This is a genomic window from Gulosibacter chungangensis (assembly GCF_008831155.1).
Lineage (GTDB): Bacteria > Actinomycetota > Actinomycetes > Actinomycetales > Microbacteriaceae > Gulosibacter > Gulosibacter chungangensis.
Genome location: NZ_WBKB01000003.1, coordinates 162,289 through 187,216 on the forward strand (window position 1 = coordinate 162,289; position 24,928 = coordinate 187,216).

Genomic DNA, 24,928 nt, shown 5'->3' on the forward strand with positions numbered 1-24,928 from the left:
ACAAACCTGCCCACCTTCAACACCCGCACGCGAACTCCTCGCACGCTATGACACCTATGCTGACGCGCAGGCGGCGGTCGATCAGCTCTCCGACGCAGAGTTCCCCGTAGAAGAGATCTCGATCATCGGCTGGAACGTGCGCATTGAGGAGCAGGTGACTGGGCGTATCACGCTGGCCCGCGCAGCCGGCTTCGGCGCAGCCTCGGGTGCATGGTTCGGTTTACTCATCGGCCTTGTCAAGCCCCGGGTTTGGTAGAGGGTTGTTTTGTTGGTTTTCTAGGCGGCTAGGGCCATTGGTTGGTGGAGGTCGTGGGCCTCGGCCGGGGTCAAGTAATCGATCCCGGAGTGCAGGCGCCGCTGGTTGTACCAGCCCACCCATTCCGATGTCGCGGCCATGACCTCGATCAGCCCGCCCCAGTCGTTGCGATCGATTAGCTCGGCTTTGAACACGGAATTCAGGGCCTCGGCCATCGCGTTATCGTAGGAATCACCCTTCGACCCGACTGACGCGACGACCTCGTTCTGCTCAAGCGCTTCGGCATAGCGAACAGCACGATACTGTACCCCGCGGTCTGAGTGATGTACGAGCCCGGTGACGGACTCTCCCGCGCGCAGACGGGCCGCTAAGGCCATGTTCAACGCGTCACCCGCGAGAGACGCTCGCAGATGGTTCGTGACTTGCCAACCCACGATCTCCCGCGTGCAGGTATCCAGAATAAACGCGGCATACACCCAGCCGACGACGGTCCGAATATAGGTGATATCCGCGACCCAGAGCTGGTTCGACGCTTCTGCCTGGAAGTCGCGATCGACCAAGTCAGAAGGGCACTCCTCAGCAGCGGCAGACTTCGTCGAAGGCCGCTTCCCTTTGCCTCGAACCCCGTGAATCCCGAGTTCGCCCATGAGGCGTTCCACGGTGCAGCGCGCGACGTGCTCGATTCCGGGTTCCCGGTTCACGGCCCGCCACAATTTGCGTACTCCGTAGCAGGAATAGTTCTCTTCCCAGACCCGTAGCAGCAGCACTTTCAGTTTGGCGTCGCGCTGTTTCCGGGCGCTATCGGGGCGTTTTTTGAATGCGTAATACGAGCTGACAGCAATGCGTGCGGGCGTGCCATGTAATGCGCGCACGATTGGCTCGACGCCATACTCGTCACGGTAGTCGTCAATGAACTGGACGACTACCTCGATGGGCGGTCGAGCTCCGCGATGCTCCTATGTCAAGCTGCGATCACGAGATCGTGGTCGGCCAGCTCTGCCCGTAGTCGTCGGTTCTCGGCCTCGAGGTCCACAGGCTTGACAGGGGTGTTGGCGGCTTTGGATCGTTTATATGCCGCGACCCAGCCACGCAGGGTTTCGCTGTTCAGTCCGAGTTCTTCCGCGATGCGCTGGTTCGCGCCATGCGCGGTTTCCGGGTCGGATTGGGCGTGGAGCACGAGCTCTACGGCTCTGGATTTCAACTCTTTCGAGTACTTCGCTGGCATGAGTAGGAATCTCCTTCACTGTGGTTCCTACCCTCTATCAAACACGGGACATCCCATCTCGTCGATGCCCTCAGCCTGGATCAGTTGAAGAAGTTCCAGACCAGACTGCGGGCAGAACTTGACGGGATCGAAGCCCAAATCGCTGAACACCACAACGACTATCAAGGAGCCCGCGCCCTCATCGACGGAGCCCTCGACCTCGCACGCGACTTCGCTGCCGTGTATTAACGCTGTGACGAGCAGAACAAGCGCCTCGCCGACCAGACGTTCTTCACCCGCATCTACTTGAACGAGGACGACACCCTCACCGCCGACACTGCAGTACCGTTTGAGAGCATCCTCGATGAGGCCACCAAGCAGCAGGCCATCGCCTGGGCCGACCAGCACACCAACAGCAACAAGAATAGCGATGCTGTAACCCAGAACCTGTTTCCTCAGGCGTGGGTTACAACATCGCTCATTGAGTGCGGGCGGGGGGACTTGAACCCCCACGCCGTGAAGCACAGGAACCTAAATCCTGCGTGTCTACCAATTCCACCACGCCCGCGCAGCGATCAGTCTAATCGCATTTGCGAAGGCTCGTGACCACCCGAGCGAGGCACAGCGAATTTGACGTGAAATCGCGCCCAAGAATTCGTGCTGTGGATAACTTCGACCTGATTTTTGGAAATCGGTCATCATTCGTTGTGTGAGCCAAGCAGTAGCGAGTATTACGGCGCGAGTACGCGAGCGTGTGCAGCGTGATCGAATCGAACTTTCGGCGGGTGCCGAGGCCAACGCGATCGTGGAATCCGAGGTGCGCTCCTATGCGGAGCGAGCTCTCGTGAGTGACCTTCCGCTGGTGCTTGATGAAGCCCAAACCACCGCTGAGGTGCTCGCGCAGGTTACCGGCTTTGGTGCGCTACAGCCGTTCCTCGATGACCCGGAAATCGAGGAGATCTGGGTCAACGCCCCGAGCCGGGTGTTTGTCGCTCGCAACGGTGTGCCGGAGCTCACCTCCACAGTGATCCCCGAGGCCGAACTGCGAGACCTGGTCGAGCGGATGTTGCTCTCCACCGGTCGGCGGCTCGATGTGAGTTCTCCCTTTGTGGACGCATCCCTACCGGATGGTTCCCGCTTGCACGTCGTAATTCCGGATATTTCGCGCCGCTACCCGGCGATCAATATTCGTAAGTTCATGCGACGGATCCGGGACCTGACTGCGCTGGTAGAACGTGAGTCACTGACCTCGCAGGCAGCGAATTTTCTGCGCTGTGCCGTGCAGGCGGGCGCCAATGTGCTCGTCTCTGGCGCCACCCACACCGGCAAGACCACGATGGTGGGGGCGCTGCTCGGTTCGGCACCGGTGAGTGAACGAATCGTGACCGTGGAGGAGACGTTTGAGATCGACTTGGTGGCCCGCGATGTGGTCGCGATGCAATGCCGCCAGACCTCGCTGGAAGGTACTGGTGAGATCACCCTGCGGCGACTTGTCAAAGAGGCTCTTCGAATGCGTCCCGACCGGCTTGTGGTCGGCGAAGTTCGGGAAGCCGAGGCGCTCGAGCTGCTGATCGCGCTGAACTCCGGTCTTCCCGGGATGTGCACGATCCATGCGAACTCCGCGCGGGATGCACTCGTCAAGCTAGCGACGCTGCCGCTACTTGCGGGGCGCAACATTGACTCGAGCTTCGTGGTTCCCACAATCGCTTCCACGATCGATCTCGTCGTCCACCTCGAACTGCTTCCGAACGGGCAGCGGCAGCTTCGCGAAATCCTTGCTCCCACGGGTGCGGTGCACGCCGGGGTGATCGAAGCATCCACCCTCTTCGAGCGGGAGCGAGGCCTGCTGGTCGCCACGGGTGTGAAGCCGCCTAGGTTGGATAAATTCGAACGTCGCGGGATTGACCCGATGCCGCACTTGGTGCCCGAATGGTAGCGGCAATCGCGCTGGGACTCCTCGCGGGTGGCGGCCTCACGCTCATCCTCACCGCCATCCTGCGACCTACGAGCAACCAACCCGAGCGAACCCCTCGAGAACCGGCAATGCTTCGCCGACTTCGCGAAGACCTCATACGTGCCGGTCTCGAACGAATCCCGGTGGGCGGGTTCCTCTTCCTCGCATTCGTGATTGCGCTCGTGGCTGGCGCTGCGGCCCTCCTCTTCACCGGCATCTTGGTGCTCGGGCTGATCGGTCTTGGCCTCGGATTCTGGGGTGTGCTTGGGCTGGTGCGTTGGCGCTCGCAACAGCGACGCAATGCGAATCGGGCGCATTGGCCGGATGTGGTTGACCACCTGATTGCCTCGGTGAGGTCAGGGCTTGGGTTGCCGGATGCGATCGAGCAGCTGGCGAAGAGCGGACCGGAACCGCTTCGGCAGGATTTCGCCCAATTTTCTCGGCAGTATCGCGCGACCGGTGCGTTCAATCTTGCCGTGGATGAAGCCAAAGAACGCATCGCCGATCCGGTGGCAGACCGACTCTTTGAGACGCTCAGGATGGCGCGCGAGGTGGGCGGCACCGAACTAGTGCGCGTGCTGCGAGACTTCTCGACCTTCCTTCGCGAAGAGCAGGCAGTCCGTCACGAGGCAGAAGCCCGACAGGGATGGGTGCTCAATGCGGCGAGGCTCGGGGTAGTCGCACCGTGGGTGGTGCTGGTCATGCTTGCCACCCGGCCTGAGGCAGCCGCCGCATACAACACCGCCGGTGGCGTCACGGTGATCTTGATCGGGCTCGTCGTCTCGGTGATCGCCTATCGCCTCATGCTGGTGCTCGGGAAGCTGCGCGAAGAAGGACGGTGGTTCGCATGAGCGCATCGCTCGGTATCGCAGCCCTCCTCGGTGTCACCCTCGGGATCGGGCTGTGGACGCTTGTCGGCAGGATCCCCAGGCTCTCGCGCCTTCGCGTGATTGACCGGGTGGCTCCGCACGTTGCGGACATTTCCGAGGATGCCCGCATCCACTTGCACCGCGGCACCATTGACCCACTGCCCGTGCTCGGCACCCTCGTGTCCCCAATCCTCTCGTGGCTGCGGACACTGCTGAGCGAAGTAGTCGGCGGTAACGAACTGGTCCGCGTGCGCCTACGCCAGTCCGGCAACCGCATGACGCTCGAACGCTTCCGTACCGAACAAGCCCTCTGGGCGCTACTCGGAGCACTCCTTGGAGTGGTCGGTGCCGTGGGGCTCATGCGAGTGTCGGCACAGTATCTCCTCGCCGCCATCCTGCTCCCCGTGCTGTGTGCGGGAGCGGCCGTAGCCCTCCGGGACTTCGTACTGCGTCGGGCTGCTGAACGAAGAATCCGTCGAATCGCCAGCGAATACCCGACGGTCCTCGAGTTCTTGTCGCTTTCGCTTGCCGCGGGTGAGGGAATTGTGGATGCGCTGATTCGGCTCAGCAAGATGGGCCACAGCGAACTCTCCCAAGAGTTCGGCGGAGTCATCGTTCAAGTCCGTGCCGGGGTGCCCGTCGCCACCGCACTGCATGCCCTCGGCCGTGATCTCGCCTACACACCGTTGACGCGGACACTCGACCACATCGTCACATCCATGGAACGCGGAGCCCCACTGGTTGAGGTACTCCGGGCTCAGGCACAGGACGCGCGGGACCTCGCTAAGCGGGAGCTTCTTGAGGAGTCTGGAAAGTCCGAGATCCGCATGATGATCCCGCTCGTGATGCTTCTGTTGCCAATCACAGTGCTCTTCGCCGTGTACCCCTCCTATTTCGTGCTCACCTCAACGTTCTAGCCGGAATGAGCCGATCCCTCAGCACACCATCGCCCAAGCAATCGTGACACCACCTCAAACACACCTCGAACACCTGACACCTCGAACGACCGACACCTCGAAGACCAACACCTCGAACAATCGACATCGAACTGAAAGAGCCACTATGCGCATCCTGCTGAACTGCCAAGACCGAATCGCCCGCCTCTACGAGCGCTTCCGCAAGGAGGAGCGAGGGGACGTGCCAGGTTGGGTTTTGGTGGCCTTAATGTCCGCTGGAATTGTGATCCTGCTGTGGACCGTTGCCGGGCCGCTGCTATCGCAGGTCTTCGAAGACGCAATTAACCGAGTTACCGCGAACTTCTAGACCGTGCGGCACTGGAGGAATCGCCTCGCCGAAGAACGAGGCTCGGCCACGGTTGAGTGGACCCTCGTTGCTGGCCTGTTGACCCTCGTGTTCCTCTCGGTGCTGCAGGTTGGCTTCGCCATGCATATCCGCACCACGCTCATTGACGCGGCAGCCGAAGGCGCCCGTCACGCCGGACTCGAAGGGGCTACGGCCATGGATGGGTACCTCCGCACCGAGGCACTCATCGCAACCGCAGTATCAGCCGATTACGTCGAAGACATCACCGTGGAACGCGGCGAAACCCTCGTAACGGTGACAGTGCGCGCGCCCCTACCGCTCATCGGTCTGATCGGCTTCCCCGATGGGGTGGAGGTGACCGCACATGCGCCGGTGGAATGACACGTGCCAGCGACTCCTGCACCGCCTACTGCGCCAAATACTGCGCCACCTGCAGCAGGAGCGCGGATCCGCCAGTCTCGAATTTCTCGGCATTGGCATTCTGCTCCTCATCCCGATCGCTTACGGGATGCTCACGCTCCTGCAGCTCGAGCAGGCCATGTTCGCGGTGGAACTTGCGGCCAGAAACGGCGCCCGATCCCTCGTCGCGGATGCACTACCAAACCTCCAGGGGTCGCTCGCGGCAGAGCAGATCGCCTGGGCACTGAAAGACCAGGGCCTCGACCCCAATGCGGCGAGCATCACGATGACCTGCGCACCCACTCCTGACTGCGCGGTACTGGGGGAGACCCTCACACTCACCGTCGGCGTAGACGTGACGCTCCCGTTCCTCCCCGGCGGCAGCCTAGAGATCCCAGTGGAATCGAGCGCAACCTTCCCGCGCGGACGCTTCGAGGGCGTGCAATGAACAAGCTCAGGGCACTGCAGCGACTGGTTGCACGTTCCGAACGCGGATCGATCACCCCGCTCGCCATCATCTACGCCGTGATCGCCCTCGCGGCAGCACTCCTACTCTTCGCCGCGGCCGATCTCTACCTCGAACGCAAACAGCTCTACACCCACGCGGATGCCGCGGCGCTCGCGGCAGCCAATACTTTCGAACTCAGCGAGGTAGCTGCCGAAGACGGGACTCCGCGCATCCAACTCGATCAGGCCGAAGCAACCGAGGCCGCCGAAGCCTATCTCGCGGCTCACGGCTCGAGCGAACTTATGCTTGTCAATGTAACTGTGGACGAAGATCGAGTGACCATATATGTTGAAGGGCGGTGGCAAGCCCAAATTGGTGGAATGTTCTTCCCGGTGAGCGTGCCACTCGGGGTCGAAGTTTCGGCCCAAGCGTTGTTCCAGTGAGGTGCGCTGCACCTATCGGTGCGGCGTGACGACTTCCCAAGCTGGAAGTCCCGAACAATGGGGTTCGGGGTTTCCATACCCTTTTGGAGGTCAGCCCGAGACCCCTCGTTTTTCCGTGCGTAGCGACTCCCCGCCCGCATAGCGTCGAAGCATGAACTCGACACATACATCACCGACAGACATTGCACCGACAGATCTTGCGCTGAAGCAAGACGCACCGAAGCAAGACACACCGAAGCAAGACGCACAGCAGCGGGTCGCAACGAAGCGGGCCGCCGCCACGTTCGTGATCACCGTGCTGGGCGTGATCACGCTCGTGTGCGGAAGCTTCCTTCTCAGCAACCAAGAAATTCCCGACTGGTTCCTCATCGCCGGGCGCTGGATACCCGCGATCATTGCCATCATCGTGATCCTCACCTTCCGGCTACGCGGTGGCATCATTCACTGGACCAAGATCCGCCCCGCAGGATTCTGGCGAACAGTACTCGCAACACTCGCGAGCACGGCTGCCCTGGTCGCCACCTATCTGGGGATGGCCGCAGTCTTTGGTGCGGTCAGCGGGATTGAACTGCTCCCGTGGCCCGCAATCGGCCAGGCACTGCTGCTCACCGTCCCGATGGCGCTGGTATTTGTCCTGAGCACTATCGGTGAAGAAGCGGCCTGGCGCGGATTCCTGCAGACGGCACTTGAGCGCTGGGGATTCTGGCGAATGGCGTGCACGATCTCCGGAGTGTGGGTGCTCTTCCACGTGCCAATCCACGGCACCATGGCGCTGCAGGGCGTAATGAGCCCAGATATCGCGATCAGCAGCACCCTGGGGCTCTTTGGGTTTGGCATCTTCCTCAGCGCCATCACCGTCCGTTTCGAAAGCGTTTGGCCCGCAGCCTTCGCACACGCCGTGCCGTTCTCGGTGCTGAACCTGCTTGAGAGTCCAGATTCCCTGACACCGGTCCTCCTCTACGGCATCACCTTTGCCACGGTGATTGCGTTGGCAGCGGTGGGCGCAGCATTCACACTGCGCCGTCGCAAGCCGGGTACCCTAGAACGATCATGATCAACCTCGATATCGCCGATGCCATCGCTAATCTGCGGTCCACCTTTCACGACATCAGCCAGGTGCTCGACCCCGACGGGCTGGAAGCATCCATCGCCGAGCTCGAACAGCAGGCCTCCCAGCCTGACCTGTGGGACGACCCCGAGAGCGCGCAAAAGGTGACCAGCGCCCTCTCGCACGCCCAAGCCGATCTCAAGCGCATCCGCGAAATCGAACAGCGACTCGACGATCTCGAAGTGCTCGTGGAACTCGCCAAGGAAGCCGACGACGAGGATACGGCGGCAGAGGCACACCGGGAGCTCGAGGCGATCGACAAGGTAGTGAGCGACCTCGAGGTGCAGACCCTGCTGGATGGCGAATTCGATCCGCGTCCGGCGGTCATGACCATCCGCGCCGGAGCCGGCGGGGTGGATGCGGCCGACTTCGCCGAAATGCTGCTGCGCATGTACGTGCGCTGGGCCGAAGCCCACGAGTATAAGACCACGGTGCTTGACACCTCCTACGCCGAGCAGGCGGGAATCAAATCGGCCACGATCGAGATCGACTCGCCCTATGCCTTCGGCACCCTCTCGGTTGAGGCAGGTACGCACCGACTGGTGCGCATGAGCCCCTTCAACTCGGCTGGATCGCGCGAAACCAGCTTCGCGGCGGTGGAAGTTGTGCCGCTCTTTGAACAGACCGAGCACATCGACATCCCCGAGAACGACATTCGCGTGGATGTCTACCGCTCATCGGGCCCCGGCGGACAGTCGGTGAACACCACCGACTCGGCCGTGCGCATCACCCACCTGCCGACCGGCATTGTGGTTTCCTGCCAGAACGAAAAGTCGCAGATCCAAAACCGCGCCGCGGCGATGCGCGTGCTGCAGTCGCGACTACTGCTCCTCCAGAAGGAACAAGAAGAGGCGCAGAAGAAGGAACTCGCCGGCAACATCACCGCATCCTGGGGCGACCAGATGCGCTCGTATGTGCTCGCACCGTACAAGATGGTCAAGGACCTCCGTTCGGGATTCGAAAGCGGAAACCCCGACAAGGTATTCGACGGCGGAATTGACGAATTTATTGCAGCCGGTATCCGCTGGCGCAAAACTGAACAGCAGAGCGGTTAGAGAATATCCACATTGTTACCCCGCCAAAGGTGGGGTAACTGCTAACATCCGGGGCATATAACCCCGGCGTTGCGATCCTGTTCGCCGGGCCGTAAAGCGAGTTCTTCAGGAGTTAAGCCAATGACGGCGAAAACGAGAACTGCGGCCAAGAAGGAAACCTTCGGGTCGCGTAACGCATTTATTCTCGCGGCGATCGGTTCTGCGGTCGGCCTCGGAAATATTTGGCGATTCCCCTATGTGGCCTATGAAAACGGCGGGGGAGCGTTCATCATCCCGTACCTGGTCGCACTGCTGTGCGCCGGTATCCCGCTGCTCTTCCTCGACTATGTAATCGGTCAGCGCTACGGCGGCTCCTCGCCACTGTCCCTGGCGCGAATTCAACGATGGATGGAATCCCTCGGTTGGTGGCAGGTGCTGGTCTGTGTGATCATCGGCATCTACTACGCGGTGATCGTCGCGTGGTCGGCGATGTTCCTCATCTTCTCGTTCACGAAATCCTGGGGCGACGACGCGAACGCGTTCTTCTTCGGCGACTTCCTGCAGCTCTCCGACACCGTCGCGGTGGGCTTCGACTTTGTGCCGAACGTGTTCTGGCCGCAGCTGCTCGTGTGGGTAGGCGTGCTCGTCGTGATGCTGCTCGGTGTTCGCAAGGGTATCGCCGGCGCCAACTTCATCTTCATGCCGCTTTTGGTCGTAATGTTCCTCGCGATGGTCGTGGTCTCGCTCTTCCTTCCCGGTTCGCTTGACGGCCTGAACGCCTTCTTCACCCCGGACTGGGGAGCACTGCTGGTCCCAAGCGTGTGGGCTGCGGCAGTCGGACAGATCTTCTTCTCGCTGTCAGTGGGCTTCGGCATCATGATTACCTACGCTTCCTACCTGCGGAAGAAGACCGACCTCACCGGTTCGGGTCTCGTGGTTGCCTTCTCAAACTCGAGCTTCGAAATCCTCGCCGGTATCGGTGTCTTCGCGGCGCTCGGGTTCATGGCAAACGCGGCTGGCACCGGCATCAACGATGTGGTGGATGCAGGGATCGGCCTCGCTTTCGTGGCATTCCCGACCATTATTTCCCAGGCCCCGCTGGGCGAAGTGATTGGAGTGCTCTTCTTTGGCTCACTGCTCTTCGCGGGCTTTACCTCGATGATTTCGATCATCGAGGTAGTTATCGCGGGTGTCCGGGACAAGCTCGGCATCAAGCGTTGGGTTGCGGTGACCGTGGTCGTGGTGCCGATGGCAATCATTTCGCTGCTGCTTTTCCCAACCAGCTCCGGCCTGTATGTCCTCGACGTGTTGGATGCCTTCGTCAACCAGTTCGGTATCCTCGCCGGCGCGCTGGTGATGGTGATTGCGGTGTCGTGGATCGCGCGCAAACTGCCGATGTTCTCGCGGCACCTCACACGACTTTCTTCCTTCCCGGCTCGCAAGATCTGGATGGTGCTCATCGGCGGGATCGTGCCTCTCGCACTGATCGGGATGCTCGCATCCGAACTGATTGCGAAAACGCAAGAGGTCTACGGTGGCTACCCGCCGGAGTTCGTGCTGCTCTACGGCTGGGGAATGTCGGGCCTGCTGATCGTGGGCGCCATTCTGCTGAGTCTGCTGCCGTGGACCGCTCGTGTGCAGCCGGTGTTTGACGACGCTAAGTACGACCGCGAAATCGACGGCATCCTCGCCGGGGACCTCACCGAAACCGAGGACGGATCGGTCGAAATCATCTCCGCATCGAACGCAAAGGAGCAGAACCGATGACCCCCATTGCAATCACCATGATGGCGATTTCGCTCGTGACGGTCTGGGGCGGCCTTGTAGTCGTGACCATCAACCTCATGAAGCGAGGCACGGACCGCGACTAATCGCATCCTGTGAATCTTGGCGGGCGGCACGCACTGGGCGTGGCGCCCGCCAATTTCGTGCGCCGGGACGTACCGTTGGCGTGCCATGATCAGATTTGACCACGTCTCCAAGGTATTCCGCGGGCAAACCGACCCCGCGCTGGACAGCGTGACCTTCGAAATTCTCCGCGGGGAGTTCGTGTTCTTGGTCGGCCCATCCGGGTCGGGTAAGTCGACAGTGCTGCGGCACATCCTGCTCGAGGATTCCCCGACGAAGGGGCAAGTGCACGTGCTTGGCCAGGATCTCGCCAAGATTTCCAACCGTAAGGTCCCGTACTACCGACGCAATGTGGGCATGGTGTTTCAAGACTTCCGTCTGCTGGCAAATAAGACCGTGTATGAGAACGTCGCCTACGCGCAGAAGGTGCTTGGGAAGTCCCGCGGACACATTCGCCAGGCGGTGCCTGATGTGCTGAAGACCGTGGGGCTGCAGGGCAAAGAGGACCGCTTACCGCACGAACTCTCCGGTGGTGAGCAGCAGCGCGTGGCGATTGCCCGCGCCGTGGTGAACAAACCCGCGATTCTGCTCGCCGATGAGCCGACCGGTAACCTCGACCCTTCGACATCGCGCGAAATCATGCGGGTGCTGCGCCGGATTAATAAGAACGGCACCGCCGTGGTGATGGCCACGCACGATGTTTCGATCGTGGATGAGGCCCGCCAGCGAGTCATCGAACTCAAGGACGGCGAACTGATCCGTGATGAGGCCGGGGGCGTCTACACGCCCGAGGTGGTCAAGTACGAGGAACCGGAAGCTCCCGAAATCGCATCCGAAGCTCCGCGCGGGAAGACCATTGCGGCTGCCATGGCGGAACGTGTCGCCGCGCCGGATCGTCGCCCGAGCGGCCGTAATGAGGACATCGATAGTCCTACGACGAGATTGCCCGACGCTGAGGAAGACGATGGCGCCGACTTTGCAGACGGCGCGGATCTCCAGGACGGGGGTGCTCGCTAATGTTCGGTTTTGTTCTCGGTGAAATGTGGCAGGGCCTGCGCCGCAACACCTCGATGGTGATTTCCGTGATCCTGGTCACCTTCGTGTCGCTCACCTTCGTGGGTGCGGCGCTGCTGTTGCAGTTCCAGATTCAATCGATGAAGACGTACTGGTACGACCGTGCGCAGGTTGCGGTTGATTTCTGTACCGATATTTCGACCTCGCCAGACTGTTCGGCAGGCGTTGCCACGCAGGACCAGATTGACGCGGTGGAGGCCGAACTCACCGGCCCCGCGCTGACGCCCTACATCAACGACTATTACTTCGAGTCGCAAGAGGATGCGTACGACCGCTTCGTCGAGCAGTTCAAGGATGACCCGATGGTCTCCTTCGTGAAGCCCGAGCAGCTCAACCAGGCCTTCTGGGTGAACCTCGTAGACCCTGCAGATTCTGAGATTGTGGTGCAGACGGTATCGGGCATGGCCGGCGTTGAGTCGGTGACTGACCAGCGCCAGTACCTCGATTCGATTTTTGCGGTGCTCAACGGGGCCAGCCTTGCGGCATTCACGATCGCCTTGGTCATGCTCGTGGCCGCGGTGCTGCTGGTGGCCACGACGATTCGCCTCTCGGCGTTCTCGCGTCGTCGCGAACTGCGAATTATGCGTCTCGTCGGTGCCTCAAACGGATTCATTCAAGCGCCATTCATCCTTGAGGGTGTGTTCGCGGGCTTGATCGGTTCGCTGCTCGCCTCGGGTGCGGTGATCGGCGGTACCCACTGGTTCGTGCAGGGCTATCTCGCCCCGCGGATGCCCGGAGTGCAGATGGTCGGGATCTGGCCGGAGGCGGTGATCACCGCGGGGGTCTTGCTGGTGCTCGGTGTCTTGCTCGCGGCAATCTCCTCGGGCATCTCGATTCGCCGCTACTTGCGCGTCTAGCAATCGCAGGTTTGGATGCGGTGGGCGGCCGAGTCGCCAACCGCACGGGATGCGCGGCTCGCGTCGAGCGCGCTAAGCTAGAACGCTGACCTGTATCTGCGGGTCGGCAGGCACGGTTGCCGGAAGGAGGAAGCCCATGCCGAAGGAAAAAGGCCAGAAGGTCATTGCCCGAAACAAGAAGGCGTACCACGATTACACGATCGAGGACACCTACGAGGCCGGGATGGTGCTTCACGGCACCGAGGTAAAAGCGCTGCGCGAGGGACGCGCATCCCTCATCGACGGCTACGCCTATGTGGACCGCGGCGAGATGTGGGTGGACAACATCTACATCCCCGAATACTTCCAGGGCACCTGGAATAACCACACGCCGCGCCGGAAGCGCAAGCTCCTGCTGCACAAGGAGCAGATTCGCAAGATCGCCTCGAAGACACGCGAAGGCGGCTACACGATCGTGCCGCTGTCGCTGTACTTCTCGGATGGTCGCGCGAAGCTCGAAATTGGCGTCGCCAAGGGTAAACGCGAGTACGACAAGCGCCAGGCCCTGCGTGAGCGCCAAGACAAGCGTGAAGCCGATCGCGCCATCGCCGCCCGCAAATACGTCGGCGAATAGCATCCGTCGCTCGCTGAGTAGGCGTAGCCGTATCGAAGCGCCCCACGCACACCCGGTCATTGAGTGCGCCGCGTAGCGGCGTGTAGCGAAATGACCCCGCGTTCACGCTCCCCGCAAAGATCCGAACCCGCTACGCAACTCTCCGCGCAGCACGATCCGCAAACCGGTCCAGCTCATCCAAAATCCCCGGTGACAGGTAGACCCGCCCGCGCCCGCGGTGAACACTCGCGGAAGCAATCAGCACTTCGGCGTCAACGAGCAAATCCAGATTCCGTTGCACGTTCGAGGTGGTGATCACGAGTGCTTCGGCAACCATATTCGCGGTAAACACCGGCTGTCGGATCGAGTAATCGTGCAACTCCCAAATCCTGGAGTCGCTTCGTGCGGTGATGGCTGCACGCTGCTGGTCGCGGATGTCATTGATATTGGTGACCAGTAGTCGCGCGTTTGCGACGGCCGAGTCGGTCGCGAGCACGGTTGCCTGAAGTAATGGCAGTGGGTTGCCGTGTTCGTACTCAATGAGTGCCGAAAAGTAGTGATCGGTATCCATCAGGAAACCCGAGGAGATCGGCACGGCAACGTGTCGCGTGGCACCTCGGGCGCGCAGCATCGCTTGGATGAGGGCGCGGCCGGTGCGCCCGTTACCGTCTCGGAAGGGGTGAATGGCCTCAAACTGCCCGTGCGCGAGGATCGTGTGTGCCAGCACCGGTATGTCCGTCCTGGCAACGAATTCGCTCCAGTCATTGAGGAGTTGCGGGAGCATTGCTGCGGGTGGGGCGACATACTCCGCACCGTGCGGAGAGACACTGCTCGAACCGATCCAGATTGGCTCTTGCCGCAGTTCGCCCGGGGAGAGATCGGGGGAATCCGCGAGTAGCCCCGCCTGGATGCGTTTGGCCAGGTCGACATCGATTTGTCCGGGATTGCGAATTGCGTCGAGAATCACCGTGCCGCCGGCCGCGATGAGTTTCGCATTCCGATTCTCGGATTCGCCGATTTCAGCGGAAACAACCTGCCGGGCCTTAGCGCTCACGTTTTCGATTTGGGAGCTGGAGAGCGACTCGGAGCGGATGAGCAGCGCGGTGACGGGGGAGAGTTGGGCTCCAAATTCGGCGTCGAAGTCGCGCAGCAGCATGGTTGATCGCTCGAGGTCTGCAGCGATCGCCCCCGGGAGCTGGACATCCAAGGTCGCGATCGACGGCGGTATGGATGCGGAATACGGCTCCCCGAAATGAGGCACCTTGGACTGGTCGGCCCACTTGCCAGGGTTGGGTCGCCAAGTCTCGGTAACTGTCGTGGTGCTTGGCCACTTCATGACATCCCCCAATGAGGTGACGTAGCGCTGCTAGCTAATAACGAGCATCCGATACATTATTATTTCACTACCTAACTAATAATAGAACGCGCATGTGTTCTTGGCTAACGGGGAGTACAGCTTCATGACAAGCTTCACCACGGACGGCGCCGCATCACGTGGGGTCGATGTCGGCGGCTGAGCGCATACTGGACCGTAATGGCGCACCGCACATACGAGTCATGCCGATAGACTCCATCACGACAGGAGGTGTAATTCATGGAGGACATCACCCTCAAGCTCGAAGGGCAAGAAATTGACGCACGAGCGCTGCAGGAAGGGCTAGGAGCACTGCTCGATATGCTCAAGTCGGTGGGCGAGGAAGGGGACTCCGCTCCTGTCCTATCGGGCCTAGAGATTGGTAGTGCAATCGCCACGCTCAGCGCAGAGCAGGCTCAAGTGAACGTGATTAATGACGGGCTAGACGCGCTACAAGCAGGGGGGAGCCTCCCTGACGCATGGAACGAAAGAACGCTTGAAGGCGTTCGGGTATTGCATAAGACGCTTCAGCGCCAAGGCGTCTCTGGTGTATCTCTATCTACTGACACGAGCACGGTCGCTATTGACACCAACCTTATTAAGACTCTCGATGAAATCGCGGAAGGTTACCGTCAGGTACTCGGTACCATCACCGGTCGGTTGTATAGATACTCGAACCGTAATACGCCCGAAGCATCCATCGAGGACGAAAATACTGGGCGGGCTGTGAAGCTCTCCTTGCCATCCGAACTGTCCGAACTTGCGATCTCCTTACTTGACAAGCGCGTCACCGCGCGAGGTTTTATTCGTGTCAATCCGTGGACAAACCGCTACGTGAGCATGAGTGTTCGAGGGCTTGCGATGCGCTCGTCAAACGTGGGATCCGTCACGAGTCTGGAAGGTGCTCGTGGGCTACTAAAAGGCCTGACCCCGGATGGACTCGATTCGGTTGAGATCATACGACGACAGCGAGATGAGATTGCGTAATCTTCCGCTGGTCGTCGTTGATTCCAGTTGCTTCCTTGCTTACTTACTCGATGAAGACCGTGGTGAAAACCGCGCTGATCGTGCGACGTATCTTTTCGCCGGTCATAATCGGGACCACATCGTAATCATGCCTGCGATAGCCCGCTTGGAGACTTTCGGGAAGGTACAAAAAGGTCCAAATGGTGCTGACGGCAATAACCGTGAGCGGATGGAGTCGAACCTTGCTGCGGCCCGAAACTGGCTCGATAATGCTGAGTTCCTCATCGGCATGTTTGACGATGTGGTAGCAGACCGGGCGATTGATCTAATGCCAGAGTTCGGGCTTAAGGGGATGGACGCTAGTATTTTGGCACTGGCGATGATTCATGGGGCAACAAAGCTCTATACGTTTGATCGCGACCTACTGAGAGTGGGCGTGTCTGTGCCTGGACTCTCCGTAGAGTGGCCCCCGATGCCTAGTCAGCCGACGCTGATTCCCTAAATTCGTCCGTGAGTTCACGGCGTCGAGTTAGTTCGGCGTGTTGACCGTCGGCGGTGACCTCGAACCCTTTACTAGGGGAACAACCAATTACTGGATGCTCTGTCTTGTCATCGATGTTGAAGAGGAAACGAAAGAACCCCGTTGGGGCGCTGCACTGGCCTACTTTTGCCGCGTGCGCGCCCCAACGGGGCCCAAAGTGGAGATGCGGGGAATTGAACCCCGGTCCACGACTGAGATTCTGCGGATTCTCCGGGTGCAGTTTGCCGAGCGTGTTACTTGGTTCCGGCCATGGGGGCAAACACCTTGACCGACACAAACCCAGTCACAGTAAAAGTCCCGCGGAGCCCTGTGACGCGGCTACGCAGCAAGTGTTCAAAATGACGCTAGGAACCAGACCGAACACAGATCTGGGCTAACGGACTCGGGCTCGCTACTAGGCAGCGAGGGCGAAGTCAGTGCGCTTGTTATTGGCACTTATAGTTTGCGGAGGGCGTTAACGAGATAACCCCGCGTCCTCGACCCGCTTCACGCAGTTTCACAAGCCATGTCGAAACCGATCATCCCCGTGACTGCTGAAACTTCTCAGCGCTATTGAGTTGTACCAGGTGTAACCCTGGGGGATACAACTATATTCCAGAATCTTCTCCTTGTCTTGTAGTGCTGCGGTACGACCTCAGAAGGATTCAGCGAGGCACGAGGCTTTCTCCACGTTTATCGCCGTATTCTTTGTTTATGACTTGGAATCAAGGCGACGACCAGGATCGTGAGAACAACGGCGAAGCGCCGAATCCTTCGTGGAGTACCGACGGCTGGCAGCAGCCCAAACAGCAGCAGTCTAATTCCGGGTCGCGCCCCGATGGTGATGGTGCCGAGGGATGGCCGTCCGGCGATCAGCAGGCTGCAGGCGGCTGGCAGCAGGATGCGCCGCAAGCGAACTTCGGCCCGCCACCAGCCGCGCAGAACGCGGGTTGGCAGGCGCCCGAGCAGGGCCAGTGGCAGCAGCCCAACTTTGGCCCGCCCCAAGGCCAAGCTCCGCAGGGTCAAACCCCGCAAGACCAGGGTTCACAGGGGAATGCTCCGCAGAATTCTGGCTGGCAGCCGCCGGCTGAGCAGCCAAACCGGTGGCAGGGCCAGCAACCGAACTTTGACGCCCCGCAAGACAACGCCGGCGCCCTTGGTGGTTATCAGGCCGCGGGTGGTTACCAGGCTGGGGGAGACGACCGGGGCCGCCAGCCCGAGCCGGAGTGGACCGGCGGTTACTCAAACTTCAACCCGGCACAGGACGAGAACGAGGACGCTCAGGCATCTGTTGGCGATCAGCCATTGGGTGAGCAAACCGGCAGCGAACAGCCCGGTCACGAGCAGTTCACACAGGCCCAGCACGGTGCCGAACAACCAAGTGACGATGGGCGTGCCCCTGAAGGTCACGATTCCGGCCAGCAGGAAGCAGGCCAGGTAGGCGCAGGCCAACCGGCCCCCGAGCAGCCCGCTCACCCCGAGAGCGAATGGGACTCTTACGGTCCGCCGACTGAACTTCTTGACACCTCTTCTACCAACGCGCAGGCCGAATCTGGCGAGGCTTCCGGTCAGGAAACCGAAGCCCAGAACGCAACCGACGCACAGCCTGCCGAAGACCAGGCCTCTCGCGAGGGGCAGCCAACTTCAGCATTCGGGGCATGGCCACAAACTCCGTCGGAGAACGCGGACAACCAGCCCACCGAGGCGTACGGCCAGAGCGCGTTCAGCGAGCCGGGTCAGGGGCAGCAGGCTCACGGGCAGCAAGGCGCAGAGTCAGGCGACGAGGAAGAAAACGCTGGCGAGGGTTCAGGTGCCGGTTGGGGCACAGCCGCAGCAGCGGGTGCAGCCGGGCTTGCCGGTGCGGGCGCCTGGGCGGCAGCGAACCAGCCCTGGCAAGGGAACGACCAGAATCCCTCAGCTGGCCAGAACCAGTGGGGCCAGCAGGGTGACGCCCCGCAGGATGCCAGCCACTGGGGCCAGTCGACGGATGCCTCGCAAGGCCAGGCTCCGCAGGGTGAAAACCAGTGGGGTCAGCAGCCCGAGAATCAGTGGGGTCAGCAAGACCAGCAGTTCGAGGGTCAGCAGCACCAAGGCCAGGAATTCCCCAACGAGCAGTTCTCGGGCCAGGATGCTCAGACCGCGGCTTGGCCGCAGGCGCAGCAGGGTGATCAGGCACCGGTCTTCGGTGCCCCGCCAGCTGCATTCCCTGGCGACCAGAACATCCCCTTCGACCAATCCCAGCAGGGCCCAGGCGGTCCAGGTGGACCCGGTGGCCCTGGTGGTCCCGGAGGTGAAGGCCCCGGCGGCCCGGGCGGATTCGTCCCGGCAAGCGCCGAAGGTGACAAGGGCAAGCCCTGGTACAAGAAAAAGGGCATCCTGATTGGTGGAATCGTGGCGCTGGTGGTCATCATTGTCGCGGCCATCGCGATTCCAATGATCATCCACCAGCGGAACGTCGACCGCGGTGACAACCTTGCCGCAACCTTCAACAACGCGCTCGAGGAATACAACGCGAACTGGAACGAGGAGAACCTTGCGGCAGTGTCCGCGGTGAACCTCACCGACCCAATCAGCGCGGCGAACCGAACCTGGTACGACCTGAACACCGAGAACCGTGAGGCACTCGACCAAGCCTGTGCCGACATCCAGCCCGCACTCGACAAGCGCTCGGAACTTGCGGACACCACGGTGCCGGAGCTGCCGCAGGAAGACGCGGCTGAAGCATCCGAGGCGTACCAGCAGGCGCAGAAGGATGCGGAAGCCGTCGCCGCCCAACGTGAATCGGCCGAAGAATTCCTTTCTGGTAGCGAGACTTCGCTCGGTGAAATGAACGAGTTCTGCCAGAACTACGGTGCCTACGCGGACCTCTACGACACCTTCGAGGAGAACCTCTCGGGAGTCATGGAAGACGCCTACACTGTCCCGAACGGTGACCGCATCGAGACTTCGGATGGTGCGGTGTACTACCTCTGCGAGTCGTCCGACGGTTGCGCGGACCTGTACAACAGCGACACCCGTGAACAGTTCGCAGCCGCTATGGAAACCACTTACGTGGGCTACTACCAGGGCCTGGCGGATCTGTACGCGGACCAGTGCTTCATGAGCGCATTCGCGGACGTCTGCGCCGTGGGTGCGACCGAATACCAGAAGGCGGCGGATGCTTACCAGGCGATCGTTGACCACCTTCGGAACACCGAACCCACGGTCGAGGTTGGCCAGACGCTCTACCCAGAGCTCGACACGCTCGGCCCGGCAGCGACGGATGCTGAGACGGCCGCCGACAAGGCCCTCCTCACCGAGTGGCAGAAGGTTGAGCCCAGCGCCTACTCGATGGCAACCACGGGTACCTCGCTCGGCAACATGTTCTCGGAGAAGATCTCGTCCATTCAGGATCTCGCAGTGACCGCTCTCGGCAGCTAAGACTGAGTAGCACCGAATAGCCGAAGGCCCGGTTCCACAAAGATTTGTAGAACCGGGCCATTGGTTTGTCTGAGCATCTTGTCGTGATCCTGCACAATGGCTTCGACTATCTGCTTGACTACTTCTCGGCTCGCGAGGACAAGGCCAAAGCTGCCGAGCTCGAGGCGGCTGCGCGCTAGGCTGCCGAGCTCGAGGCTGCTGCGCGCTAGCATCGAAGCATGCAGCGGAAGATCTTCGTCCTCAACGGCCCAAACCTCAACACGCTCGGTACTCGCAAGCCCGAGATCTACGGCGCGGAAACGCTCGCGGATGTTGAGGCTCGGGTGCGTCGTCGCGCCCAGGCGCTTGGCCTGGAGATCGAGTTCTTCCAGTCCAACCACGAGGGCGAGATTGTGGAGAAGATTCAGCAGGCACGCACGCAGGCGGCCGGGATTGTGATCAACCCGGCCGCCTACACGCACACCTCCGTCGCCATCCACGACGCCCTCGAATACGCCGAGCGCCCCACGGTTGAGGTGCACATCTCCAACGTGCACGCCCGTGAACCTTTCCGCCACCACTCCTACGTCTCGCCCATCGCAAACGTAGTGATCGCAGGCGCCGGCACTCTCGGCTACGAGCTCGCCCTCGAGTGGCTCGCCAACCACCTCAACCCCACCCACTCGGCCTAGCCCGCGCTCTCGGCCACACACCGCGCTCGCCGCGCCCCGCCACCTCTCGGCCGACCGCCATGGTCAAAATTGTGCATGGCTGGAGGGGGACACGCCGTTGCATCGACCGTAAAACCCGAAATTGCCGTCTCTAGCGGGCAGGGCGTGCACAATTTTGGACACACATCCGAGAAGGCTCGGCCCGGAGCAACCGCAAGACTTCAGGGATAGGAAACTGCGCGCCAAGATATCCACAATTTCCGCCCCGATCACAGTTACCCACAGCCGAACTGCATTTGCACTGCTGTATTAGGCGCAAGGTGCGAGCATCGCCGTGTGTCAGCTCTTATCGACGTGTTCTCTCGCTATCACGGTGTCCTCCGTCGGCAGGATTTCCAAACCGAGGGGATCAGCGAAGCGGAGGTGCGTCGGCTCAAACGCAGCGGTTTCCTCCTGAACATAAGGCAGGGCTGGTACAAGTGCTCGCAAGTTCCGGTGGATCCGATCATCGAAGCATCGGTGAAACATAGGTGCGCGTACTCGGGCTCACCGGCCCTTGCTCTTCACGGGGCATGGAACCTCAACGAAGAGCGGGCGTACCTAAGAGCCGCACGGCAGGAACACCGCCACGACATCGGCAAAGTGATCGTGCTCCCGCAGGCGAATGACCGCTATGTTCCAGTGTCAGCTGCGGTCGACCCGATCCCGCAGGCATTTGAAGTGGCGCTCACCCGGCTGCCAGAACCGCAGTTCATTGTGGTGGCCGATTCCCTTGCGAACCGGAAGCTGCTGTCCGTCAACGACATGCAGGAGATCGCGGCTCGATATCCGAAGGACATCCAGGCACGTACCGCACGAGTCAACCACCTTGCCGATTCCGGCAGCGAGTCACAGATGCGGCTGTGGCTAGAGTCACAAAACCTGTCGTTTGTGCAGCAATACGAATGGGCTGAACGCCGGTACTCGGACTTTCTAGTTGGCCGACGGCTCATCATCGAAATCGACAGCCTGCAACACCATGGGTCAATTGAAGCGCAGCAGAACGATTACTTCCGCGACCAGTACCTCATCGCACAGGGGTATCTCGTCTTCAGACTCACCTATACCGACATAGTGAGGAACTGGAGTGTGGTGAGTCGGCGCTTGAAGGCCATTATCGCGCGTGGCGACCATCTGATCCCGCCCCACTGGGGTTATTAGGGATGCGCATGGTCAAAATTGTGCACGCGCTGGGGTGATATCCGCGTAATTACGGGCCTAAACCCGCGGGCGACGGCGTGTCACCGGCAGCGCGTGCACAATTTTGGACAGTGCGGGGGATGCAGGGAGGAGGGGCTGCAGGGAGCGGAGGGGATGCAGTAAGGAGAGGGGATACCTAGGCGGACTAAGCCCCTAGAACAACCGCTCCGAGGCCAGGCGGGCACCCTCCGCGAGGGACTCCAGCTTCGCCCAGGCGATGTCCGGGTGCACGCGGCCGCCGAGGCCGCAGTCGGTCGAGGCGATCACGTTTTCAGCACCGACCACCGACGCAAACTGCGAGATGCGGTCCGCCACAAGCTCAGGATGCTCAACCACGTTGGTCGAGTGCGAGACGAGTCCCGGCACAATCAGCTTGCCTTCCGGCAGCGCTACGTCCTGCCACACCTTCCACTCGTGCGCGTGGCGCACGTTCGCGGCCTCGAAGGAGTATGACCCAGCGTTGACCTCAAGCATCTGGCGAACGAGGTGCTTGAATTCGATGTCGGTGGTGTGCGGGCCGTGCCAGGATCCCCAGCAGAGGTGGAAGCGCACCTTGTCTTCCGGCAGGCCCTCGAGCGCGTGGTTCAGGGCGTCAATGCGCACCTGGGTGAAGGCGAGGTAGTCCTCAACCGCGGGCTCGGGCACAACCTGGTCCCAGGACTCGGCGATCGAAGGGTCATCGATCTGCACCACAAACCCGGCGTCGACGATCGCGCGGTACTCATCACGAAGTGCCTCGGCGCAGGCCCAAACAACTTCTTCATCCGAACCGTAGAACTCGTTCGGCAGTCGCGCAGCCGACCCGGGGGAGAGCGCCGCAACGAATCCTTCGTTCGAGGCACCGAGTTCGCCCAACGCAGCACGCAGGCCGGCGGTGTCGGCGGCCACGGCATCCTGTCCGATGTACTTGATCTCGCCGGTGATCGAGGGCTGGGGAACTGCCTTGCGACCAGCCAGTACGCCATTGACGGGGTTGTGGTAGGCATCCTTGAACTTGGCGCGGTCGCGACGGTGCGCGAAGGAGGCGAGTCGCACCTTGCCGGGTTCCGAGAGGATGACTTCTTCTTCGGCAGACCAGCGGTCTTCGTCGCCGGGGGTGAGGCCCGAGAGGCGGCTGAACGAGTAGTTCCACCACCCGCCGTAGTCGACCGATTGGGTCATGATGTGCCCGTATTCACCGTCGTTGAGCACGTCGATGCCGATGTCGGCCTGTCGCTTGACGACGCCCACGACCTCTTCGTGCAGGATGCTCGTGAACTCATCCCAGCCGATGGCACCGTCCTGGTGAAGTCGGTTGGTCTCGAGCAGGCGCTCGGTGCGGGGGAGCGACCCGACGTGGGTCGTTTGAATTCGGTCGCGATTCTGCTGCGTCATGGTGTCCCTTCAGAAGTTTGTTCTGTTGACGTTACTCCTTGGCCGAGCCGGATGCTGGCTCACCGTCAAGGGACGTCACAGCACAGACGATATTGCGCTGGTCTTGCTCTTCCCAGTCGGACCCGCGGGGTGCGAAGGCGACGGATCCCCATTCGGTGGATGCTGCGGCCGCCTGGCCCGTGTAGTCAAAGAATGCGTCCGGGCAGGTTTCGTCGACCAGGGTTTGGATGGTTTCGTCACCCGGGTAGTCGGCCACTTCGATTGGATGCACGGCGGTGACTTCGAAGAGGTGCGGTTGGTCGCATGGCACGATGAAAGCCGCGGTCTGGTCTTGGTCGGGGTTTAAGCATTGGCCGACTTCGGTGTGGAAGATGGCGATGGGCTCGGCCTCGTCGGCTGGAGCCGCGCATCCGCTGAGGAGCGCAAGGCCCGGCAGCAATGCCAGCGCGAGCAGAGATTTCTTCATTCGCTAAGGATATCCGCGACAATGAGCCGCATAACACACAAAATTGCCGGTTGTTCGGCATTAACACGGGCAAGGAGTAGGCTATCGCAGTGTCAACTTCCTTGCAGTCTCAATCAAATCGGTGGCCCGCTTTTATCGTGACGATTGCCGTTGCAATCCTCACGATTCTCGACACGGCGAAGGTCAACGTCACGATTGCTCCGATTGAGGAGACGCTCGGGGCGAGTTCCGCGCAGGCACAGCTGATTGTGGCCGGTTACGTGCTGGCGTTCGGCATCATGCTCGTCCCGGCAGGGCGCTTGGGTGATATCTGGAACCGCAAGGCGATGTTCATCACTGGCCTGATCGTGTTCGCGGGCGCGAGCCTGTATTGCATGCTGGCACCAGACTCGACACAGCTGGTGATCGCGCGAATCATCCAGGGTAGTGCCGCCGGTATTTTGATGCCGCAGGTGATTGGGCTCATCCAGAACCTGTTCCAGGGGCACGAGCGGGGTCAGGCCTTCGGTATTTTCGGTGCCTCGATCGGTATCGGTACCGCATTCGGCCCGACGATCGGTGGCGTGTTCATCAATACGCTCGGCAGCGAGCTCGGCTGGCGGTGGACCTTCGGGATGAACGTGCCGCTGGCGCTCATCGTGCTACCGTTTGCGATCTGGTTGCTTCCCGGTCAGCAGAAGCACAAGCAGGGGAGCCACCTGGATCTACCCGGTGTGGTGTTGCTCGCATCCACCGTGTTGTTTGTGATGCTGCCGTTCGTGCTCACGAGCGGGACTGCGTCGGATGATCCGGCGCGCTGGTGGTTCCTGCTGGTGGCGGCAGTCACGGCCGCGGCATTTGTGTGGTGGGAGAACCGCTACGTCGCTGCTGGCAAGAGCCCGGTGATCGACTTCGCGCTGTTCAAACTGTCTTCGTACCGAAACGGTGTGTTCATCACGACCTTCTACTTCGCGGTGATGCCGCCGATGTTCTTCGTGATGACGCTCTACAACCAGCAGGGTCTCGGGCACTCGGCCGTCGTGGTCGGGATGATCACGATTCCGTTCGCCCTGATGTCGGCACTCGTGGCGGCGATCACGGGGCGCTTCACCTATCAGCATGCCGCGGGGATGGTGTTCTGGGGCCTGGTGATCTTCCTCGGGGCGATGCTCGCGCTGGCCGGTATCGCGTTGTGGGTCGCGCCCGAGCACAACCCGATTTGGATGGCCGTGGCGCTCGGCGTGGGCGGTATTGGTCCCGGTATGGTCATGTCGGCGAACCAGATGCGTACCTTGAGCCGGGTTCCGGTGGAGTCGGCCGGTGTGGGCGGTTCGTTCATGCAGGTTGGTCAGCGCCTTGGCAACGCGATGGGTATTGCGATCGCAACGTCGATTTTCTTCGCGGTTATCGCGATGCTGCCAATGCCCGGCGGCAAGCCCGACTACAGCGATCCGCTGACGCTCGTAACCTATCAGGACGCCTTCTTCGCGGCCTCGGCGTACATCATCGGCGTCCTGATCCTCGCGCTCATCTTCGCCTTCCTCGACCTGCGCTCCGACCGCGCCGACAAAGCAGAGGCAAAAACCGGTCAGTGAGTGCGGCCCGCAGGGC

Annotated in this window: 26 protein-coding genes, 1 tRNA gene, 1 other RNA gene and 1 pseudogene; 21 read left to right on the forward strand and 8 right to left on the reverse strand. The window is 61.2% G+C overall.

Annotation, left to right across the window (positions count from 1 at the left end):
* Positions 1–46: 46 nt before the first annotated feature.
* A pseudogene (locus tag F8O05_RS15220) lies at positions 47–256 on the forward strand (general stress protein); the annotation flags it as partial.
* A gap of 20 nt (positions 257–276) precedes the next feature.
* Here F8O05_RS15220 and F8O05_RS06355 read toward each other — a convergent pair.
* The 4 genes from F8O05_RS06355 to F8O05_RS06370 form a co-directional block, all read right to left on the reverse strand.
* Positions 277–1,188, reverse strand: a complete 912-nt coding sequence (locus F8O05_RS06355; RefSeq protein ID WP_158051921.1) for an IS3 family transposase — start codon at positions 1,186–1,188, stop codon at positions 277–279.
* A gap of 29 nt (positions 1,189–1,217) precedes the next feature.
* On the reverse strand, positions 1,218–1,481 hold the full coding sequence (locus tag F8O05_RS06360) for a transposase (protein WP_158051922.1): 264 nt from the start codon (positions 1,479–1,481) through the stop codon (positions 1,218–1,220).
* Positions 1,482–1,508: 27 nt separating this feature from the next.
* Positions 1,509–1,985, reverse strand: coding sequence for a hypothetical protein (locus F8O05_RS06365; RefSeq protein WP_158051923.1), 477 nt, complete (start codon positions 1,983–1,985; stop codon positions 1,509–1,511).
* Positions 1,947–2,028, reverse strand: a tRNA-Leu gene (locus tag F8O05_RS06370). Before F8O05_RS06370 ends, F8O05_RS06365 begins: the two co-directional genes overlap by 39 nt.
* A gap of 141 nt (positions 2,029–2,169) precedes the next feature.
* On the opposite strand from F8O05_RS06370, the gene F8O05_RS06375 reads away from it, so the two are divergent.
* The 14 genes from F8O05_RS06375 (at position 2,170) to smpB (ending at position 13,370) form a co-directional block, all read left to right on the forward strand.
* Complete coding sequence (locus F8O05_RS06375; protein WP_404811358.1) at positions 2,170–3,396, forward strand: CpaF family protein; 1,227 nt, start codon at positions 2,170–2,172, stop codon at positions 3,394–3,396.
* Positions 3,390–4,265: a type II secretion system F family protein gene (locus F8O05_RS06380; protein WP_158051925.1), complete on the forward strand. Its 876-nt coding sequence runs from the start codon at positions 3,390–3,392 to the stop codon at positions 4,263–4,265. Before F8O05_RS06375 ends, F8O05_RS06380 begins: the two co-directional genes overlap by 7 nt.
* The gene (locus tag F8O05_RS06385) at positions 4,262–5,200 is read left to right on the forward strand and encodes a type II secretion system F family protein (RefSeq protein WP_158051926.1); all 939 of its coding nucleotides are present in this window, start codon (positions 4,262–4,264) and stop codon (positions 5,198–5,200) included. The genes F8O05_RS06380 and F8O05_RS06385 overlap by 4 nt, the downstream gene beginning before the upstream one ends.
* A gap of 145 nt (positions 5,201–5,345) precedes the next feature.
* Entirely contained in the window at positions 5,346–5,546 is a 201-nt protein-coding gene (locus tag F8O05_RS06390; protein WP_158051927.1) for a hypothetical protein, read from the forward strand.
* A 3-nt stretch (positions 5,547–5,549) separates the two neighbouring features.
* Entirely contained in the window at positions 5,550–5,927 is a 378-nt protein-coding gene (locus F8O05_RS06395) for a TadE/TadG family type IV pilus assembly protein (RefSeq protein ID WP_158051928.1), read from the forward strand.
* Positions 5,911–6,393: a TadE/TadG family type IV pilus assembly protein gene (locus tag F8O05_RS06400; RefSeq protein WP_158051929.1), complete on the forward strand. Its 483-nt coding sequence runs from the start codon at positions 5,911–5,913 to the stop codon at positions 6,391–6,393. Before F8O05_RS06395 ends, F8O05_RS06400 begins: the two co-directional genes overlap by 17 nt.
* On the forward strand, positions 6,390–6,836 hold the full coding sequence (locus tag F8O05_RS06405; RefSeq protein ID WP_158051930.1) for a pilus assembly protein TadG-related protein: 447 nt from the start codon (positions 6,390–6,392) through the stop codon (positions 6,834–6,836). Before F8O05_RS06400 ends, F8O05_RS06405 begins: the two co-directional genes overlap by 4 nt.
* Before the next feature lie 151 nt (positions 6,837–6,987).
* Positions 6,988–7,890 (forward strand): CPBP family intramembrane glutamic endopeptidase, encoded by a 903-nt coding sequence (locus F8O05_RS06410; RefSeq protein WP_158051931.1) that lies wholly within the window; start codon positions 6,988–6,990, stop codon positions 7,888–7,890.
* Entirely contained in the window at positions 7,887–8,999 is a 1,113-nt protein-coding gene (prfB, locus tag F8O05_RS06415; protein WP_158051932.1) for a peptide chain release factor 2, read from the forward strand. The genes F8O05_RS06410 and prfB overlap by 4 nt, the downstream gene beginning before the upstream one ends.
* Before the next feature lie 120 nt (positions 9,000–9,119).
* Positions 9,120–10,745, forward strand: coding sequence for a sodium-dependent transporter (locus F8O05_RS06420; protein ID WP_158051933.1), 1,626 nt, complete (start codon positions 9,120–9,122; stop codon positions 10,743–10,745).
* Positions 10,742–10,849: a methionine/alanine import family NSS transporter small subunit gene (locus F8O05_RS06425; RefSeq protein WP_158051934.1), complete on the forward strand. Its 108-nt coding sequence runs from the start codon at positions 10,742–10,744 to the stop codon at positions 10,847–10,849. Before F8O05_RS06420 ends, F8O05_RS06425 begins: the two co-directional genes overlap by 4 nt.
* Positions 10,850–10,934: 85 nt before the next feature.
* Positions 10,935–11,843, forward strand: coding sequence for a cell division ATP-binding protein FtsE (gene ftsE / locus F8O05_RS06430; RefSeq protein WP_158051935.1), 909 nt, complete (start codon positions 10,935–10,937; stop codon positions 11,841–11,843).
* A complete protein-coding gene (gene ftsX, locus F8O05_RS06435; protein WP_158051936.1) occupies positions 11,843–12,757 on the forward strand; it encodes a permease-like cell division protein FtsX in 915 nt (304 codons plus the stop codon). The genes ftsE and ftsX overlap by 1 nt, the downstream gene beginning before the upstream one ends.
* Positions 12,758–12,893: 136 nt before the next feature.
* Positions 12,894–13,370 carry an SsrA-binding protein SmpB gene (gene smpB, locus F8O05_RS06440; RefSeq protein WP_158051937.1) on the forward strand — a complete coding sequence of 159 codons (477 nt, stop codon included), beginning with the start codon at positions 12,894–12,896 and terminating at the stop codon, positions 13,368–13,370.
* 130 nt (positions 13,371–13,500) lie between these two features.
* Here smpB and F8O05_RS06445 read toward each other — a convergent pair whose 3' ends face one another.
* The gene (locus tag F8O05_RS06445; RefSeq protein WP_158051938.1) at positions 13,501–14,685 is read right to left on the reverse strand and encodes a Fic family protein; all 1,185 of its coding nucleotides are present in this window, start codon (positions 14,683–14,685) and stop codon (positions 13,501–13,503) included.
* Positions 14,686–14,943: 258 nt separating this feature from the next.
* Here F8O05_RS06445 and F8O05_RS06450 point away from each other — a divergent pair, with 258 nt between their 5' ends.
* Together F8O05_RS06450 and F8O05_RS06455 are read left to right on the forward strand one after the other, a co-directional pair.
* Positions 14,944–15,690, forward strand: a complete 747-nt coding sequence (locus F8O05_RS06450; protein WP_158051939.1) for a hypothetical protein — start codon at positions 14,944–14,946, stop codon at positions 15,688–15,690.
* Entirely contained in the window at positions 15,683–16,171 is a 489-nt protein-coding gene (locus F8O05_RS06455; RefSeq protein WP_192497059.1) for a type II toxin-antitoxin system VapC family toxin, read from the forward strand. The genes F8O05_RS06450 and F8O05_RS06455 overlap by 8 nt, the downstream gene beginning before the upstream one ends.
* Positions 16,172–16,365: 194 nt before the next feature.
* On the opposite strand, the gene ssrA is transcribed toward F8O05_RS06455, so the two are convergent.
* Positions 16,366–16,736: a transfer-messenger RNA gene (gene ssrA / locus F8O05_RS06460) on the reverse strand.
* A gap of 167 nt (positions 16,737–16,903) precedes the next feature.
* Here ssrA and F8O05_RS06465 point away from each other — a divergent pair.
* The 3 genes from F8O05_RS06465 (at position 16,904) to F8O05_RS06475 (ending at position 21,459) form a co-directional block, all read left to right on the forward strand.
* Positions 16,904–19,609 (forward strand): hypothetical protein, encoded by a 2,706-nt coding sequence (locus F8O05_RS06465; RefSeq protein ID WP_158051941.1) that lies wholly within the window; start codon positions 16,904–16,906, stop codon positions 19,607–19,609.
* Positions 19,610–19,827: 218 nt separating this feature from the next.
* Positions 19,828–20,280 carry a type II 3-dehydroquinate dehydratase gene (gene aroQ / locus F8O05_RS06470; RefSeq protein WP_158051942.1) on the forward strand — a complete coding sequence of 151 codons (453 nt, stop codon included), beginning with the start codon at positions 19,828–19,830 and terminating at the stop codon, positions 20,278–20,280.
* A 315-nt stretch (positions 20,281–20,595) separates the two neighbouring features.
* A complete protein-coding gene (locus F8O05_RS06475; protein ID WP_158051943.1) occupies positions 20,596–21,459 on the forward strand; it encodes a type IV toxin-antitoxin system AbiEi family antitoxin domain-containing protein in 864 nt (287 codons plus the stop codon).
* Positions 21,460–21,651: 192 nt separating this feature from the next.
* Here the strand turns inward: F8O05_RS06475 and F8O05_RS06480 are convergent, their stop codons facing one another.
* Both F8O05_RS06480 and F8O05_RS06485 read right to left on the reverse strand, forming a co-directional pair.
* Positions 21,652–22,872, reverse strand: a complete 1,221-nt coding sequence (locus F8O05_RS06480) for a cobalamin-independent methionine synthase II family protein (RefSeq protein WP_158051944.1) — start codon at positions 22,870–22,872, stop codon at positions 21,652–21,654.
* Positions 22,873–22,903: 31 nt separating this feature from the next.
* Complete coding sequence (locus F8O05_RS06485; RefSeq protein WP_158051945.1) at positions 22,904–23,338, reverse strand: septum formation family protein; 435 nt, start codon at positions 23,336–23,338, stop codon at positions 22,904–22,906.
* Positions 23,339–23,475: 137 nt separating this feature from the next.
* Between F8O05_RS06485 and F8O05_RS06490 the strand changes: the two genes are divergently transcribed.
* On the forward strand, positions 23,476–24,912 hold the full coding sequence (locus tag F8O05_RS06490; protein WP_192497060.1) for an MFS transporter: 1,437 nt from the start codon (positions 23,476–23,478) through the stop codon (positions 24,910–24,912).
* Positions 24,913–24,928: the final 16 nt, after the last annotated feature.

What these genes read in the sequence shown, in the direction of transcription:
- F8O05_RS06360 (WP_158051922.1), bottom strand. Translation starts at nt 1,481, where the DNA reads ATGCCAGCGAAGTACTCGAAAGAGTTGAAATCCAGAGCCGTAGAGCTC.
- F8O05_RS06380 (WP_158051925.1), top strand. Translation starts at nt 3,390, where the DNA reads ATGGTAGCGGCAATCGCGCTGGGACTCCTCGCGGGTGGCGGCCTCACG.
- F8O05_RS06385 (WP_158051926.1), top strand. Translation starts at nt 4,262, where the DNA reads ATGAGCGCATCGCTCGGTATCGCAGCCCTCCTCGGTGTCACCCTCGGG.
- F8O05_RS06390 (WP_158051927.1), top strand. Translation starts at nt 5,346, where the DNA reads ATGCGCATCCTGCTGAACTGCCAAGACCGAATCGCCCGCCTCTACGAG.
- F8O05_RS06400 (WP_158051929.1), top strand. Translation starts at nt 5,911, where the DNA reads ATGCGCCGGTGGAATGACACGTGCCAGCGACTCCTGCACCGCCTACTG.
- F8O05_RS06405 (WP_158051930.1), top strand. Translation starts at nt 6,390, where the DNA reads ATGAACAAGCTCAGGGCACTGCAGCGACTGGTTGCACGTTCCGAACGC.
- F8O05_RS06410 (WP_158051931.1), top strand. Translation starts at nt 6,988, where the DNA reads ATGAACTCGACACATACATCACCGACAGACATTGCACCGACAGATCTT.
- prfB (WP_158051932.1), top strand. Translation starts at nt 7,887, where the DNA reads ATGATCAACCTCGATATCGCCGATGCCATCGCTAATCTGCGGTCCACC.
- F8O05_RS06420 (WP_158051933.1), top strand. Translation starts at nt 9,120, where the DNA reads ATGACGGCGAAAACGAGAACTGCGGCCAAGAAGGAAACCTTCGGGTCG.
- F8O05_RS06425 (WP_158051934.1), top strand. Translation starts at nt 10,742, where the DNA reads ATGACCCCCATTGCAATCACCATGATGGCGATTTCGCTCGTGACGGTC.
- ftsE (WP_158051935.1), top strand. Translation starts at nt 10,935, where the DNA reads ATGATCAGATTTGACCACGTCTCCAAGGTATTCCGCGGGCAAACCGAC.
- ftsX (WP_158051936.1), top strand. Translation starts at nt 11,843, where the DNA reads ATGTTCGGTTTTGTTCTCGGTGAAATGTGGCAGGGCCTGCGCCGCAAC.
- smpB (WP_158051937.1), top strand. Translation starts at nt 12,894, where the DNA reads ATGCCGAAGGAAAAAGGCCAGAAGGTCATTGCCCGAAACAAGAAGGCG.
- F8O05_RS06445 (WP_158051938.1), bottom strand. Translation starts at nt 14,685, where the DNA reads ATGAAGTGGCCAAGCACCACGACAGTTACCGAGACTTGGCGACCCAAC.
- F8O05_RS06450 (WP_158051939.1), top strand. Translation starts at nt 14,944, where the DNA reads ATGGAGGACATCACCCTCAAGCTCGAAGGGCAAGAAATTGACGCACGA.
- F8O05_RS06465 (WP_158051941.1), top strand. Translation starts at nt 16,904, where the DNA reads ATGACTTGGAATCAAGGCGACGACCAGGATCGTGAGAACAACGGCGAA.
- aroQ (WP_158051942.1), top strand. Translation starts at nt 19,828, where the DNA reads ATGCAGCGGAAGATCTTCGTCCTCAACGGCCCAAACCTCAACACGCTC.
- F8O05_RS06480 (WP_158051944.1), bottom strand. Translation starts at nt 22,872, where the DNA reads ATGACGCAGCAGAATCGCGACCGAATTCAAACGACCCACGTCGGGTCG.
- F8O05_RS06485 (WP_158051945.1), bottom strand. Translation starts at nt 23,338, where the DNA reads ATGAAGAAATCTCTGCTCGCGCTGGCATTGCTGCCGGGCCTTGCGCTC.